We start from the raw sequence: 14,456 nt of genomic DNA on the forward strand, positions 1-14,456 counted from the left end.
ACGCAAAGTCGACACCACGCGGCTCCCATCGGCCGCGGCCCCCCCCAACCCCGCCTGCGACCGCCCGGGGGGCGCGCCCCCCCGCGGGGGGGGCCCCCCCCGGGGGGGGGGCGGGGGGCCCCGGAGGCTGCGGCGGCGGGCTACTTCACGGCGCCGGCGGTCAGTCCGGCCACCACCTGCCGCTGGAAGATGATGTACGCGGCGAGGACCGGGAGCATCGCCATCACGAGGCCGGCGAAGAGGCCGGACCAGTCGCCCTTGTAGCCCTGGCTGACGGCGAGCTGGACGAGGCCCTGCGAGAGCACCTTCTTCTCCGGCTCGGTGTTGAGCACCGTCGGCAGGAGGTACTGGTTCCACTGGCCGAGGAAGTTGAAGATGCCGACGCTGATCAGGCCCGGCTTGGCCATCGGCAGCATCACCTGGAAGAAGGTCCGGGTGTGCGAGGCGCCGTCCACGAAGGCCGCTTCCGCCACCGAGGTGGGCAGGGTGCGGAAGAAGGCCGTCAGGAAGAAGACGGTGAACGGCAGCGAGTACGCGATGTAGACCAGGATCAGGCCGTGCAGCGTGTTGAGCAGGGCCATGTTCTGCAGGACGTAGAAGAGCGGCACGAGCGCCAGGATGATCGGGAAGCTCATCCCTCCGATGAAGAGGAAGTAGATGAACCGGTTGCCCGGGAAGTCGAAGCGGGCCAGGACGTAGGCCGCCATCGAGCCGAGGAGGAGCGTGCCGAGGAGCGAGCCGCCGACCACCAGGAGGGTGTTCAGGAAGTAGTCGCTCATGTGCGCCTCGGTCCAGGCGCGCGACCAGTTCTCGAAGTGCAGCTTGTCGGGCAGCGACCACGGCGAGGTGAAGATCGCCTTGTCGGTCTTGAAGGAGGTCATGACCGCCCACAGCAGCGGCATGACGACCATGATCGCCCAGATGATCAGGACGCCGTGCGAGAAGACGTTGAGGGTCGCGCCCTCGGCCTTGGCGGTCCTGCGCGGGGCGGGGGCCGCCGTCTTCGTGGCCGTGGGGCCGGGGCCGGCCGGGGAGTCCGGGGTCTCGACGCCGGTGGTGGCAGTGTCGGTCGTCTTCATCAGAACTCCAGCCGCTCGCGCCGGCCCAGCTTCATCACGACGGCCGCGAAGGCGAGCGTGACGACGAGGAGCGCGACACCGATGGTCGTTGCGTAGGCGGCCTGACCGTCCCGGAACGCCTTCTGGTACACGTACAGCGGAAGGACGATGGTGGAGAAGTCCGGCCCGCCGCCGTTGGGGCCGACGGTCATGATCTGCACGACGGCGAAGGACTCCGCGCCGAGCGCGAGGATGCCCATGTAGATCCAGCCCGACTGCACGGTGTCCCAGAGCAGCGGCATGGTGATCTTGAAGAAGGTGGTGAAGCGGTTCGCGCCGTCGAGCAGGGCCGCCTCGTAGAAGTCCCTCGGAATGGACGCCATGCCGGCCGAGAAGAGGACGACGAAGAATCCGACCGTCGACCAGACCAGGACCGCCATCACGCAGAGGAGGGCGAGGTCCGGATCTCCGAGCCAGTCCGGCTGGACACTGCCGAGACCGACGCCCTTCAATACGGAATTGATGGCTCCGCTGTTCGGGTTGTACGCGAACTGGAAGAGCAGTGCGACGATCGCGATCGACAGCACCTGCGGGAAGAAATAGACGATCTTGTAGAACGAGGATCCCCGCACACCCGAGATCGCCGCACCCTTGCGGCGCCGGCCGCCGACATTCAGCATGAAGGCGAAGAAGAGGGCGAGCCCCACGGTCACCAGCGGGAGCACCAGCGCGAAGATCAGACTGTGCTGGAGAGATTTCCAGAAGATCTCGTCGTCCAGCATTCGGCTGTAGTTGTCGAAGCCGACCATCCCGAATTCGGGACTCAGCCCGGTCCAGTCCGTGAACGAGTAGTAGATGGCCTGGATGAACGGCCAGATCACGAACAGCGCGTAGAGCGCGAGGGGGGTCACGAGGAACCCCACGATGAAACGGTACTTGCCGTGTTGCATTCCTACCGACCCCGATCTTTCCCGCGCCAAGCGCGCCGCTGGTGCCGCGCGCGAAGGAGCCGGGGCCCGCTCCCGGTCGGCGGGAAGGGGCCCCGGCACTGTGCGTCAGTGCTTGTAGTGCTTGATGCTCGAGTCCTTGGCGGCCTCGTCGGCGTACTTCTGGATCTTCTTGATCGTCTCGGCCGGGGTCGCGCGGCCGGCCATCATCTCGCCGAGGCCGGCGACGCCGATCTTCTCCTTCTGGAGGGCGACGTACCAGTCCTGGAGGCGCGGGTTGACGACGTTCTGGCCGGCCTTCTCCAGGGCGGCGACACCGGACTTGAGGCCCGGGGTCAGCTCGATGCCGTCGGTGCCGCCGTTGAAGGCCGTCAGGGACTTCACGGACTGGGTGAAGTTCTTGGAGGAGGCCTCGCTGAGCATGATGCGCAGCTGCTCCAGGCCGCCCTCCGGGTTCTTCGCCTTCGCCGGGACGATGAAGGGCTCACCGCCGGAGGCCCAGATGGTGCCGAAGGGCATCTTGTCGGAGGAGTCGATGCCGGTCGGCGCCGAGACGGCCAGGTTGAAGTCGGCCGGCATCGTCTTCGCGGCCTCGTTCTCGACCCAGGAGCCGTTCGGGATGAACAGGGCCTTGCCCTCGGTCCAGGCGGTCTGCGACTGGATGTGGTCGAGGCCGGGGGTGCCCTTGAGGATGTACCCCTTCTTGACCAGCTCGTAGTAGGCCTCGAAACACGCCTTGACCGCGGGGTGCTCCCAGGCCTTCGGCTCCAGGTTGTCGATGGCGTCGAGGACCTCGCGGCCGCCGACCTTGCCGATCATCGGGTAGAGCGAGAAGGGGACGTAGTACGGGTACTTTCCGGCGTACGTCCAGCCCGCGATGCCCTTCTTCTTGGCCTTCTCGCAGACGGCCAGCATCTCGTCCCAGGTCTCGGGGTACTTGGCGTCGAGGGAGTCGAGCAGCTTCTGCGAGTACCAGACGCCGTAGACCGTGTACGCGTAGTACATGATCCACACCGGGTCGCCCTCGAACTGGCCCATCTCGACGATGCCGGGCCGCAGGGTGTCGCGGACCTTCTTGCTCGGGTCGTCGATGGACGGCGCGTCCAGGAGCGGGGTGAGGTCCGCCAGCTGCTTCTGGCCGACGAGGACACCCATGTCCATCTGCTCGGCGCCGGAGTTGTCGATGAGGTCCGGCGGGGTGCCGCCGTTGAAGCGCGGCTGGAGCGTGGTGGTGATCTTCTGGGTCGGGGTGAACTTGACGGCCGCCTTGGGGTAATTGGTCTCGTAGACCTTGATCGCGTCCTTGGCGTACTGCTGTCCGAATCCGCCGTCGAAGAGGACGAACTCCATCGGGGCCGACTCATTCACCCCGAGCGGGTTCTTGTCGGACTTGGTGCCCTTTTCGACCTTCTCGTTGCCGCTGTCACCGCTGCTCGCGCAGGCGGACAGGAAGCTCATCGTCGGTACGGAGATCAGACCGATAGCGGCGGAACGCTTGATCAGATCGCGACGGCCGAGGCCCTCACCGTTGTGTGCGGAGGTGGATCCCATGCTCAAGTCCTCGCCTTCATTCAGGACTCAGGCGGTGTACCGGTCGCCCGTTTCTCGCTCGCCACAGGCGAAGGGCCCCGCCACCGCGGTCATTTGCAGCCGGGTCGTGCACGCGTCGGGCCGTCGTCGCATTGCTCCGACTGGCTGGACGCCGACAGGTATAGTCCACTTCCCTTCACGGGAGCAAGATCGAAACCAGGTTTGCACGACCATCTTTCCCGAGTTGAGACCTCCGGGATAAGCACGCTGGATCTGCGGCGTTTCGTCCAACCATTCGCCACGCAACACCCTTGACAGGACGTCATGGCGACCCCATCGCACGGGCGCGCCGCGGAGGGGCGCGAGAGTCGCGGGAGAAAAGACATAAAGGGGACAAATGACCGACATCGAAACAGTTGTGTCACAAACCAGTTGCCCGGTGAAGATCTCGTGAGAAGGATCCTGGATCATAGGGATCCCGCCGCCCCCTGCCCTCGGCACGAGCGTGCGGCGGGACCTGCCATATTCCATACGGATCTGGAGTACACGTGGCCAACTCTTCTGGCCTGAACCGCACGGGCATCCTGTCCCGTGTCACGGTCGCGGCGATAACGGCCGCCCTCGTCGGCACCACGACGGCCGCCGTCGCCGCCGACGCCCCGCAGACCGCCGCCAAGGCGATCAAGCCGGCCGCGGCCCCCGCCGCCTCCGCCTCCGCCGCGAACGCCTCCGCCGCCTCGGCGGAAGCCGAGCTCCGCTTCCTTCAGGGCGTGTCCGGCTCCTCCCTCTACTGGTACCAGCCGAACGGCTCGGGCGGCTTCGAGGCCCGCGAGTACGCCAACAGCACCTGGGCCAACGTGAAGGCCGCCCAGCAGGCCGACAACGACCACGACGGTGTCGCCGACGACGCCTGGATCCTCTACACCAACGGCACCCTCGGGTACGCCGCGGGTGAGTCGGCCTCCAACGAGTTCACCACCATCGGTGGCGGTTGGAACATCTACAACAAGATCCTGTCCCCGGGCACGCTCGGTGGCGGCGCCGCCGCGGACCTGCTCGCCCGCGACAGCTCCGGTGTCCTGTACCTGTACCTGGGCTACGACAACGGCAAGCTCACCACCCGCTACCGGGTCGGCGGCGGCTGGAACGCCTACAGCCAGATCGCCGGTGTCGGCGACCTGAGCGGTGACGGCAAGGCCGACATCGTCGCCCGCGACGCCTCCGGGATCCTGTGGCTCTACAAGGGCACGGGCGACTACAAGGCGCCGTTCACCGGCCGCACCAAGATCGGTGGCGGCTGGGGCGCCTACAACAGCCTCGTCGGCATCGGCGACCTCGACTGGGACGGCCGCAGCGACCTGATCGCGCGCGACTCGGCCGGCAAGCTGTACCGCTACTCGGGTACCGGCAACGCCGCCGCCCCGTTCAAGCCGCGCGTCGTGATCGGCACCAGCGGCTGGAACACGTACCGCATCCTGTTCTGATCCGGCCTCCCGTCATCCGGGCGGGCGCGTGACGAACGCGAGGGCCCCGCTCCTCTTCCGAGGAGCGGGGCCCTTTCCGTTCGTCCGATCCGTCAGCCGCGGATCAGGTTGCGGAGCACGTACTGCATGATGCCGCCGTTGCGGTAGTAGTCCGCCTCGCCGGGGGTGTCGATGCGGACGACCGCGTCGAACTCGACACCGGTGTCGGTGGTGACCTTGACCGTGCTCGGCGTGGTGCCCTCGTTCAGCTCCGTGACGCCCGTGATGGAGAAGGTCTCCTCGCCGGTCAGGCCGAGCGAGTCGGCCGACTGGCCGGCCGGGAACTGGAGCGGGAGGACGCCCATGCCGATGAGGTTCGAGCGGTGGATGCGCTCGTACGACTCGGTGATGACGGCCTTGACGCCGAGGAGCGCGGTGCCCTTGGCGGCCCAGTCGCGGGACGAGCCGGAGCCGTACTCCTTGCCGCCCAGGATGACCAGCGGGGTGCCGGCGGCCTGGTAGTTCTGCGAGGCGTCGTAGATGAACGACACCGGGCCGCCCTCGACGGTGAAGTCGCGGGTGAAGCCGCCCTCGGTGCCCGGCGCGATCTGGTTGCGCAGGCGGATGTTGGCGAAGGTGCCGCGGATCATGACCTCGTGGTTGCCTCGGCGCGAGCCGTAGGAGTTGAAGTCACGACGCTCCACACCGTGCTCGGTGAGGTACTTGCCGGCCGGGGTGTCGGCCTTGATGGCACCGGCCGGGGAGATGTGGTCGGTGGTGACCGAGTCGCCCAGCTTGGCCAGCACGCGGGCGCCGGTGATGTCGGTGACCGGGGAGGTCTCCATCGTCATGCCCTCGAAGTACGGGGGCTTCCGGACGTAGGTGGACTCGGCGTCCCACTCGAAGGTGTTGCCGGTCGGGATCTCCAGCGCCTGCCACTGGGCGTCGCCCGCGAAGACGTCCTGGTAGGACTTGTTGAACATGTCCTCGCCGATGGCGTTGGCGACGACGTCGTTGACCTCGGCCTCCGACGGCCAGATGTCGGCCAGGTAGACGGGCTTGCCGTCCTGGTCGACGCCGAGGGCGTCCTTGGTGATGTCCACCTTCATGGAGCCCGCGAGGGCGTACGCGACGACCAGCGGCGGGGAGGCCAGGTAGTTCATCTTGACGTCGGGGTTGATGCGACCCTCGAAGTTGCGGTTGCCCGAGAGCACCGAGGTCACGGCCAGGTCGTGCTCGTTGACGGCCTTGGAGACCTCCTCCGGCAGCGGGCCGGAGTTGCCGATGCAGGTGGTGCAGCCGTAGCCGACGAGGTTGAAGCCGACCTTGTCGAGGTACGGGGTGAGGCCCGCCTTGTCGAAGTAGTCGGTGACGACCTTCGAGCCCGGGGCGAGGGTGGTCTTGACCCACGGCTTGCGGGTCAGGCCCTTCTCGACGGCCTTCTTCGCGACGAGCGCGGCGGCGACCATCACGTACGGGTTCGACGTGTTGGTGCAGGAGGTGATCGCGGCGACGGTGACGGCGCCGTGGTCGATCGTGTACGTGGTGCCGTCGGGGGCGGTCACCTCGACCGGGTTCGACGGGACGCCGTTGGAGACGGCCGGGGCGTCGGAGGCCGGGAAGGACTCCTTGCCCGCCTCGTCGTCGGTGGAGACGTAGTTGCGCACGTCCTGGGCGAACTGCGCGGCGGCGTTCGCGAGGACGATGCGGTCCTGCGGGCGCTTCGGGCCGGCGATGGAGGGGACGACCGTGGAGAGGTCGAGCTCCAGCTTCTCGGAGAAGTCGGGCTCGGCGGCCGGGTCGAGCCAGAGGCCCTGCTCCTTGGCGTACGCCTCGACGAGCGCGACCTGCTGCTCGGAGCGGCCCGTGAGCTTGAGGTAGTTCAGGGTCTCGCCGTCGATCGGGAAGACCGCGGCGGTGGAGCCGAACTCCGGCGACATGTTGCCGATGGTGGCGCGGTTCGCGAGGGAGGTGGCGGCGACGCCCTCACCGTAGAACTCGACGAACTTGCCGACGACACCGTGCTTGCGCAGCATCTCGGTGATGGTCAGCACGAGGTCGGTGGCGGTGGTGCCGGCCGGCAGCTCGCCGGTCAGCTTGAAGCCGACGACGCGCGGGATGAGCATGGAGACCGGCTGGCCGAGCATCGCGGCCTCGGCCTCGATGCCGCCGACGCCCCAGCCGAGCACACCGAGGCCGTTGACCATGGTGGTGTGCGAGTCGGTGCCGACGAGGGTGTCGGGGTACGCCTGGCCGCCCCGGACCATGACGGTGCGGGCCAGGTGCTCGATGTTCACCTGGTGGACGATGCCGGTGCCCGGCGGGACGACCTTGAAGTCGTCGAACGCGGTCTGGCCCCAGCGCAGGAACTGGTAGCGCTCCTTGTTGCGGCCGTACTCCAGCTCGACGTTCTGCGCGAAGGCGTCGTTCGTGCCGAACTTGTCGGCGATGACGGAGTGGTCGATGACCATCTCGGCCGGGGACAGCGGGTTGATCTTCGCCGGGTCGCCGCCGAGCGCGGCGACGGCCTCACGCATGGTGGCGAGGTCGACGACGCAGGGCACGCCGGTGAAGTCCTGCATGATCACGCGGGCGGGCGTGAACTGGATCTCCTGGCTCGGCTGAGCCTGCGAGTCCCAGTTGCCGAGGGCCCGGATGTGGTCGGCGGTGATGTTCGCGCCGTCCTCGGTGCGGAGCAGGTTCTCCAGGAGGACCTTCAGGCTGTAAGGGAGGCGCGCGGAGCCCTCGACCTTGTCCAGCTTGAAGATCTCGTACGACTCGTCGCCCACGCGCAGCGTGCTGCGGGCGTCGAAGCTGTTCGCCGACACGACAGTCTCCTTCATATATGTGCGCGTTTCGCCACATCCTGCCGCCGCATACACGTCGCGGATCCGCTAAGGTAAGGCTAAGTTAGGTAACCCTTACCGGGGTGGCGGCAGCGGTGCGCCTCGGCAGATATCTCGATGTCGAGATAACTCTAGTACATCACCGCCGCGCGGTCATGCCTGGCATGGCGCGGATCACGGGATCCGGGCCACACCCACCTCCTACCCGCCCCGCTCCACCCCGAACGGATGCCCACCGATTGCCACACCCGGCCGCCCGTCCGACGATCGAGCCATGTTCAGCGGCGCGCATGTGATCCTCTACTCCCGGGACGCGGAGGCCGACCGTGCCTTCCTCAAGGACGTCATCGGCTTCGAGCACGTGGACGCCGGACACGGCTGGCTGATCTTCGGGCTGCCGCCCGCCGAGATCGCGGTGCACCCGACGACGCACGAGCCGAGGTCCGAGGTGTACCTCATGTGCGACGACCTCACCCAGACGCTGACAAGCCTGGACAAGAAGGGCGTCGAAATCTCACGGGCCATCACCGAGGAGCGCTGGGGCCTGCTTGCCGCCGTCCGGCTGCCGAGCGGCACCGAACTCCCCCTGTACGAACCGCGTCACCCCACCGCACTCGGTGGCGACTCACCCTGATGGCCCACCCCGATGAAGGATCACATCTCATATCTGAGATAACGTGACGCCATGGCAGACGACTACCTCGTACGCATCGGCAAGCTCATCCGTGACGCCCGGCAGCACCGCGGCTGGACGCAGACGCAGCTCGCCGAAGCGCTGGCCACGAGCCAGAGCGCCGTCAACCGGATCGAGCGCGGCAACCAGAACATCAGCCTTGAGATGATCGCCCGGATCGGCGAGGCCCTCGACAGCGAGATCGTGTCCCTCGGCTACGCGGGCCCCATGCACCTCCGCGTCGTCGGCCGCCGCCGGCTCTCCGGCGCCATCGACGTCAAGACGAGCAAGAACGCCTGTGTCGCGCTGCTCTGCGCCTCGCTCCTCAACAAGGGCCGCACGGTCCTGCGCCGGGTCGCCCGCATCGAGGAGGTCTTCCGGCTCCTGGAGGTCCTGGGCTCCATCGGCGTCCGCACCCGCTGGATCAACGACGGCGTGGACCTGGAGATCGTGCCGCCGGCCGAGCTCGACATGGAGTCCATCGACGCCGAGGCCGCGATCCGCACCCGCTCCATCATCATGTTCCTCGGCCCGCTGCTGCACCGCATGGACCGCTTCAAGCTGCCGTACGCCGGCGGCTGCGACCTCGGTACGCGCACGATCGAGCCGCACATGATCGCGCTGCGCCGCTTCGGCCTGGACGTCACGGCGACGGACAACCTGTACCACGCCCAGGTCGAGCGCTCCGTCTCCCCCGACCGCCCGATCGTCCTGACCGAGCGCGGGGACACGGTCACCGAGAACGCCCTGCTCGCCGCCGCCCGGCACGACGGCGTGACCGTCATCCGCAACGCCTCCTCCAACTACATGGTCCAGGACCTGTGCTTCTTCCTGGAGGCCCTCGGCGTCCGGGTCGACGGCATCGGCACCACCACCCTGACCGTGCACGGCGTGCCGCAGATCGACGTGGACGTCGACTACTCCCCCTCCGAGGACCCGGTCGAGGCGATGAGCCTGGTCGCCGCGGCGGTGGTCACCGAATCGGAACTGACGATCCGCCGGGTCCCGATCGAGTTCATGGAGATCGAGCTCGCGGTCCTGGAGGAGATGGGCCTCGACCACGACCGCTCGGCGGAGTACGCCGCGGACAACGGCCGCACGCGCCTGGTCGACCTGACGGTCCGCCCCTCCAAGCTGGAGGCGCCGATCGACAAGATCCACCCGATGCCGTTCCCGGGCCTGAACATCGACAACGTCCCCTTCTTCGCGGCGATCGCGGCGACGGCCCAGGGCAAGACCCTCATCCACGACTGGGTCTACGACAACCGCGCCATCTACCTCACGGACCTCAACCGCCTCGGCGGCCGCCTCCAGCTCCTCGACCCCCACCGCGTCCTGGTGGAGGGCCCGACCCGCTGGCGCGCCGCCGAGATGATGTGCCCGCCGGCCCTGCGCCCGGCCGTGGTCGTCCTCCTCGCGATGATGGCGGCGGAGGGCACCTCGGTCCTCCGCAACGTCTACGTCATCAACCGCGGCTACGAGGACCTGGCGGAACGCCTGAACTCGATCGGCGCGCAGATCGAGATCTTCAGGGACATCTGAGGCTCCGTCGCACGGCGGCCGACGCCCGGCCCCGGGTCCGCCGGCCCGGGGCGGGTGCACCGGTCTCGATCCGGGCACGTGGGGGTGGCGGGGTTCCCGGGGTGTCTACGATCCCCGCGTGGACTCGTACACCTACGCCCCGCCTCCGCCCCCGTTGCCTCCCCCGCCCGTCGTGCGGCGGTGGTGGCAGCATCCCGGGGTGGTCGTCGGGGCGTTGGTCGTGCTGCCGCCCGTCGGGATCGGGCTCGTCTGGGTGGGTCCGTGGAGTCGCCACCGGAAGATCCTCGCCTCCGTGCTCGCCGCCGCCTGGCTCCTTCTGCTCCTCCTCCGCGGGGGTTCGCCCGAGGAGGGGGCCACGGTGCCGGACGACGCGCGGGCTCCCCAGCCCCGTGTCGGTGGCAGCGGCGCTCCCTCCGCGTCCCCCTCGCCCTCCGGGCCTCCCCCGCTCGTGGGGAAGAGCCTCACGGAGGCGAAGGGGGTCGCCTCCGCCGCCGGGTTCGACGTCGTGTCGCACGACGCCTCGGACCAGGACGCCGGGCAGTGGGACGCCGACAACTGGAAGGTGTGCTTCCAGACTTCGGCGGGGCAGCGGAACGGCAAGCGGCCCTCGCTCGATCTCGGTGTCGTCCGTGCCGAGGCGCCCTGCCCCACCGCGGACGGCGAGAAGATCCCCTGGCCGAGAATGCCCGCCGTCACCGGCCTGACCTTCGCACGGGCCGGTGAGGCGCTGAAGCCGGTCGGGTTCAAGAAGGTCGAGCCCGAGAGCGCGTACTCCGACGTGGAGCTGCCCGGCGTCGCCGATCCCTGGAAGGTCTGCTTCCAGGACCCCCAGCCCGGCCAGGAGATCGAGAACCCGCAGTACGGGACCGTCTACCTCAAGCTCGCCCCGCCCGACGCCCCCTGCCCCGATCAGCCGTACGCGCGGTTGCGTCCCGAGCCGACGCCGACGCCCGCCTCGTAGCGCACGGACTCAGCCGGCTCCGGGCATCACGCCGCCGCCCTGGAGGCGTTCGAGGTCGGAGGCCCGGACCTGGATGACGAACAGGGCGACCAGCGCTCCGACGACGGCGAAGATCGCCGCGGTGACGAAGCCCGCCGAGACGCCCGAGGCGAGCACCTGGTCGCCCCAGGGAGCCGGCAGCTGGCCCGTCTTGGCGAACTGGGCCTTCTCCAGCGGACCCGCCTGGGCCAGGAAGGCGGGGACCTGCTGGTCCGCCTCGTTGCGGCTCGCCGTGCCGAAGACGGTCACCAGGATCGAGAGTCCCAGCGAACCGCCCACCTGTTGCATGGCGTTGAGCAGGCCGGACGCGGCGCCGGACTCCTGCGGTTCGACGTTCGACAGCGCCATGATGGTCAGCGAGACGAACATCAGGCCCATGCCCATGCCGAAGACGAGGATCGGCCCGAGGATGCTGCCCGCGTACGTGGAGTTCACATCGGTGAGCGTCAGCCAGGACAGCCCGATCGCGGTGAGGATCGACCCCGTCACCATAAAGGGTTTCGGGCCGAATCTGGGCAGCAGGTTGGACGTGAGGCCGGCACCGACCGCGATGATCGCGCTGACCGGCAGGAACGCGAGACCCGTCATCAGGGGGCTGAATCCCAGCACCTGCTGCACGAACAGGGTCAGGAAGAAGAACATCCCGAAGATGGCCGCCGCCAGGCACAGCATGATGACGTAGGTGCCCGAGCGGTTGCGGTCGGCGAACATGTGCAGCGGCGTGATGGGCTGCTGCGAGCGCCGCTCGATGAAGATGAACGCGGCCAGGAGCAGGACGGCGGCGACGAACGAGCCGATCGTGTACGGATCGCTCCAGCCCTCCTGCGCGGCCCTGATGAATCCGTACACCAGCGCCACCATGCCGAGCGTCGAGGTCAGCGCGCCGGCGAGGTCGAAGTGACCGGGGTGCCGCTCGGACTCCTTGACGTGGCGCGGGGTGAGGACCGCGATCAGGATGGCGATCGGCACGTTCACGAAGAAGATCCAGCGCCAGTCGAGCCATTCGACGAGCATGCCTCCGGCCACCAGGCCGATCGCTCCGCCGCCGGCCGAGACGCCGGCGAAGACGCCGAAGGCCCGGTTGCGTTCCGGGCCTTCGTCGAACGTCGTGGTGATGAGGGAGAGCGAGGTCGGCGAGGCGATCGCGCCGCCGACGCCCTGGAGCGACCGTGCCGCCAGGAGTTGCCACTCGCTCTGCGCCAGTCCGCAGAAGAGGGAGGCGAGTCCGAAGAGCAGCACGCCGAAGATGAAGACGCGTCGCCGGCCCAGGATGTCACCGGTGCGTCCGCCGAGGAGCAGCAGGCCGCCGAAGGTGAGGGTGTAGGCGTTGACGACCCAGGACAGGCTGGTCGTGGAGAAGTCCAGGGCGCTCTGGATGTGCGGGAGCGCGATGTTCACGATCGTGATGTCGAGGACGACCATCAGCTGGCAGGAGGCGATCACGAACAGGGCGATGCCCTTGCCGTCACCGCCCTTGCCGGGAGCGGTCGTCTGTGCCGGTGTCGTCGGCTTGGGTGTACTCATTGGGCGCCTCGTGCCTCGCCTGGTGAGTGAGCCGTGGGCCGGTCAGTCCACCTTTCGACACTAAGCCCGGCCTAGTCGGCCGACCAGTTGATCAAGGAGCTCTCAGTCCAGGACCGCGAAGCCGTCGAACTCCACCAGCGCCTGCTCGTCCCAGAGCCGTACGACTCCGATGACGGCCATCGCCGGATAGTCGCGGCCCGCCAACCGGCGCCAGATCCGTCCCAGTTCATGGGCGTGCTCACGGTAGCCGGCGACGTCGGTGGTGTAGACGGTGACGCGGGCCAGGTCGGCGGGGGCGCCGCCCGCGTGGCGCAGGGCGGTGAGCAGGTTGCCGAGGGCGGTGGTGAACTGCTCGGTGAGGCCGTCCCCGACGACCTTTCCCTCGGTGTCGAGGGCGGTCTGTCCGGCGAGGAACACGAGCCGGGTGCCGGTGGCGGTGACGGCGTGCGAGAAGCCGGTGGGCGGGGAGAGTTCGGCCGGGTTGTGGCGGTGCAGGCTCATGCGGTCGGCTCCTTCGTCACGGGCTGCGGCTCGTCGTGCGGCTTCGTCACGGGCTGCGGCTCGGCGGTCGGCTCCTTCGTCACGTACTGCCGCACCTCGGCGGTCGGCGTCTTCTCGGGGTGCCGCGCCTTCGCGTACAGCTCCTTCGCGATGATCGTGCGCTGCACCTCCGTCGCGCCCTCGTAGATCCGGGGTGCGCGGACCTCGCGGTAGAGGTGCTCCAGGAGGTGGCCGCGCTGGAGCGCGAGGGCTCCGTGCAGCTGGACGGCGGCGTCGACCACGTACTGGGCGGTCTCGGTGGCGAGGAGCTTGGCCATGGCGGAGCGCCGGGGGACGTCCGGGTCGCCCTCGTCGTACGCCACGGCCGCCGCGTACACGAGGAGGCGGGCGGCCTCGGTGCGGGTGGCCATCTCGGCGACGCGGTGCGAGACGGCCTGGAGGTCGGCGAGGACGCCGCCGAAGGCGGGGCGGGCGGCGGTATGGGCGAGGGCCGCGTCGAGGGCGGCCTGGGCCATGCCGACGGCGAAGGCGCCGACGCTGGGCCGGAAGAGGTTGAGGGTGTTCATGGCGACCCGGAAGCCACGGTCGGGCTCCCCGAGCAGGTCCTCGGGGCCGACGGGGACGCCGTCGAAGGTGAGGGTGCCGAGGGCGTGCGGGGCGAGCATGTCGAGGTGCTCCCCGCCGAGGCCCGGGCGGTCGGCGGGGACGAGGAAGGCGGTGATGCCGCGCGCCCCGGCGCCCCGGGTGGTGCGGGCGAAGACGGTGGCGAAGTCGGCCTCGGGGGCGTTGGAGATCCAGCGCTTCTCGCCGTGCAGGCGCCAGCCGCCGCGCCCGTCGGGGACGGCTTCCAGGGTGAGGGCGGCGGCGTCGGAGCCGGCGTCCGGCTCGGAGAGGGCGAAGGCGGCGACGGCGCGTCCCGCGGTGGCCTCGGGGAGCCAGCGGGCCCGCTGCGCGGGGGTGCCGAAGGCGGCGACGGGGTGGGTGCCGAGGCCCTGGAGGGCGAGGGCGGTCTCGGCCTCGGTGCAGGTCCTGGCGAGGGACTCGCGCAGCAGGCACAGGTCGAGGGCGCCGGCCTCGAAGAGCCGGGCGAGGAGGCCGAGCTCGCCGAGGGCGGCGACGAGGGGCCGGTTCACCCGGCCGGGTTCGCCCCGGTCGGCGAGGGGCTTCAGCCGTTCGGCGGCGAGCGCGCTGAGCTCCGCACACCAGGTGGTCTGTACCGGATCGAGCGAGAATGCGGGCATGTGGGCCCTCTCCGACGCCCCCGGGCGTCTTCGTCCCTGCGACGGCCGACGCGGTCCGCGCGCCGGCCGTCGCGCTGACTGCGGCACCGTCCGCCGCCCTGGTCCCGGGGCCGGGGGGGGGGGGGGCGGGG

11 protein-coding genes are annotated in these 14,456 nt (G+C 69.2%); 4 read left to right on the top strand and 7 right to left on the bottom strand.

The window, feature by feature from the left end; translation table 11 throughout:
* Nucleotides 1-140 precede the first annotated feature (140 nt).
* The 3 genes from ACFV2S_RS07315 to ngcE form a co-directional block, all read right to left on the bottom strand.
* Nucleotides 141-1,079, bottom strand: coding sequence for a carbohydrate ABC transporter permease (locus ACFV2S_RS07315; protein ID WP_385555080.1), 939 nt, complete (start codon nucleotides 1,077-1,079; stop codon nucleotides 141-143).
* Nucleotides 1,079-2,008: a carbohydrate ABC transporter permease gene (locus ACFV2S_RS07320; RefSeq protein WP_385555082.1), complete on the bottom strand. Its 930-nt coding sequence runs from the start codon at nucleotides 2,006-2,008 to the stop codon at nucleotides 1,079-1,081. Before ACFV2S_RS07320 ends, ACFV2S_RS07315 begins: the two co-directional genes overlap by 1 nt.
* Nucleotides 2,009-2,113: 105 nt before the next feature.
* Nucleotides 2,114-3,556: an N-acetylglucosamine/diacetylchitobiose ABC transporter substrate-binding protein gene (ngcE, locus tag ACFV2S_RS07325; protein ID WP_383801716.1), complete on the bottom strand. Its 1,443-nt coding sequence runs from the start codon at nucleotides 3,554-3,556 to the stop codon at nucleotides 2,114-2,116.
* A 527-nt stretch (nucleotides 3,557-4,083) separates the two neighbouring features.
* On the opposite strand from ngcE, the gene ACFV2S_RS07330 reads away from it, so the two are divergent.
* A complete protein-coding gene (locus tag ACFV2S_RS07330; RefSeq protein WP_385555084.1) occupies nucleotides 4,084-5,019 on the top strand; it encodes an FG-GAP repeat domain-containing protein in 936 nt (311 codons plus the stop codon).
* A gap of 92 nt (nucleotides 5,020-5,111) precedes the next feature.
* Here ACFV2S_RS07330 and acnA read toward each other — a convergent pair whose 3' ends face one another.
* A complete protein-coding gene (gene acnA, locus ACFV2S_RS07335) occupies nucleotides 5,112-7,826 on the bottom strand; it encodes an aconitate hydratase AcnA (protein ID WP_385555086.1) in 2,715 nt (904 codons plus the stop codon).
* 292 nt (nucleotides 7,827-8,118) lie between these two features.
* Here acnA and ACFV2S_RS07340 point away from each other — a divergent pair, with 292 nt between their 5' ends.
* The 3 genes from ACFV2S_RS07340 to ACFV2S_RS07350 all read left to right on the top strand — a co-directional run bounded on the left by ACFV2S_RS07340 (nucleotide 8,119) and on the right by ACFV2S_RS07350 (nucleotide 11,020).
* Nucleotides 8,119-8,478 carry a VOC family protein gene (locus ACFV2S_RS07340; protein WP_385555088.1) on the top strand — a complete coding sequence of 120 codons (360 nt, stop codon included), beginning with the start codon at nucleotides 8,119-8,121 and terminating at the stop codon, nucleotides 8,476-8,478.
* A 51-nt stretch (nucleotides 8,479-8,529) separates the two neighbouring features.
* The gene (locus ACFV2S_RS07345; RefSeq protein ID WP_383797873.1) at nucleotides 8,530-10,059 is read left to right on the top strand and encodes a helix-turn-helix domain-containing protein; all 1,530 of its coding nucleotides are present in this window, start codon (nucleotides 8,530-8,532) and stop codon (nucleotides 10,057-10,059) included.
* 118 nt (nucleotides 10,060-10,177) lie between these two features.
* On the top strand, nucleotides 10,178-11,020 hold the full coding sequence (locus ACFV2S_RS07350) for a PASTA domain-containing protein (RefSeq protein ID WP_385555090.1): 843 nt from the start codon (nucleotides 10,178-10,180) through the stop codon (nucleotides 11,018-11,020).
* A 9-nt stretch (nucleotides 11,021-11,029) separates the two neighbouring features.
* Here the strand turns inward: ACFV2S_RS07350 and ACFV2S_RS07355 are convergent, their stop codons facing one another.
* The 3 genes from ACFV2S_RS07355 to ACFV2S_RS07365 all read right to left on the bottom strand — a co-directional run bounded on the left by ACFV2S_RS07355 (nucleotide 11,030) and on the right by ACFV2S_RS07365 (nucleotide 14,325).
* The gene (locus tag ACFV2S_RS07355; RefSeq protein WP_383787451.1) at nucleotides 11,030-12,583 is read right to left on the bottom strand and encodes an MFS transporter; all 1,554 of its coding nucleotides are present in this window, start codon (nucleotides 12,581-12,583) and stop codon (nucleotides 11,030-11,032) included.
* A 102-nt stretch (nucleotides 12,584-12,685) separates the two neighbouring features.
* Nucleotides 12,686-13,084: a RidA family protein gene (locus ACFV2S_RS07360; protein ID WP_385555092.1), complete on the bottom strand. Its 399-nt coding sequence runs from the start codon at nucleotides 13,082-13,084 to the stop codon at nucleotides 12,686-12,688.
* Nucleotides 13,081-14,325, bottom strand: coding sequence for an acyl-CoA dehydrogenase family protein (locus tag ACFV2S_RS07365; protein WP_385555094.1), 1,245 nt, complete (start codon nucleotides 14,323-14,325; stop codon nucleotides 13,081-13,083). The genes ACFV2S_RS07360 and ACFV2S_RS07365 overlap by 4 nt, the downstream gene beginning before the upstream one ends.
* Nucleotides 14,326-14,456 lie beyond the last annotated feature (131 nt).

The organism is Streptomyces sp. NPDC059695, from assembly GCF_042733785.1.
Taxonomy (GTDB): domain Bacteria; phylum Actinomycetota; class Actinomycetes; order Streptomycetales; family Streptomycetaceae; genus Streptomyces.

What these genes read in the sequence shown, in the direction of transcription:
- ACFV2S_RS07355 (WP_383787451.1), bottom strand. Translation starts at nt 12,583, where the DNA reads ATGAGTACACCCAAGCCGACGACACCGGCACAGACGACCGCTCCCGGC.
- ACFV2S_RS07360 (WP_385555092.1), bottom strand. Translation starts at nt 13,084, where the DNA reads ATGAGCCTGCACCGCCACAACCCGGCCGAACTCTCCCCGCCCACCGGC.
- ACFV2S_RS07315 (WP_385555080.1), bottom strand. Translation starts at nt 1,079, where the DNA reads ATGAAGACGACCGACACTGCCACCACCGGCGTCGAGACCCCGGACTCC.
- ACFV2S_RS07320 (WP_385555082.1), bottom strand. Translation starts at nt 2,008, where the DNA reads ATGCAACACGGCAAGTACCGTTTCATCGTGGGGTTCCTCGTGACCCCC.
- ACFV2S_RS07365 (WP_385555094.1), bottom strand. Translation starts at nt 14,325, where the DNA reads ATGCCCGCATTCTCGCTCGATCCGGTACAGACCACCTGGTGTGCGGAG.
- ngcE (WP_383801716.1), bottom strand. Translation starts at nt 3,556, where the DNA reads ATGGGATCCACCTCCGCACACAACGGTGAGGGCCTCGGCCGTCGCGAT.
- ACFV2S_RS07340 (WP_385555088.1), top strand. Translation starts at nt 8,119, where the DNA reads ATGTTCAGCGGCGCGCATGTGATCCTCTACTCCCGGGACGCGGAGGCC.
- ACFV2S_RS07345 (WP_383797873.1), top strand. Translation starts at nt 8,530, where the DNA reads ATGGCAGACGACTACCTCGTACGCATCGGCAAGCTCATCCGTGACGCC.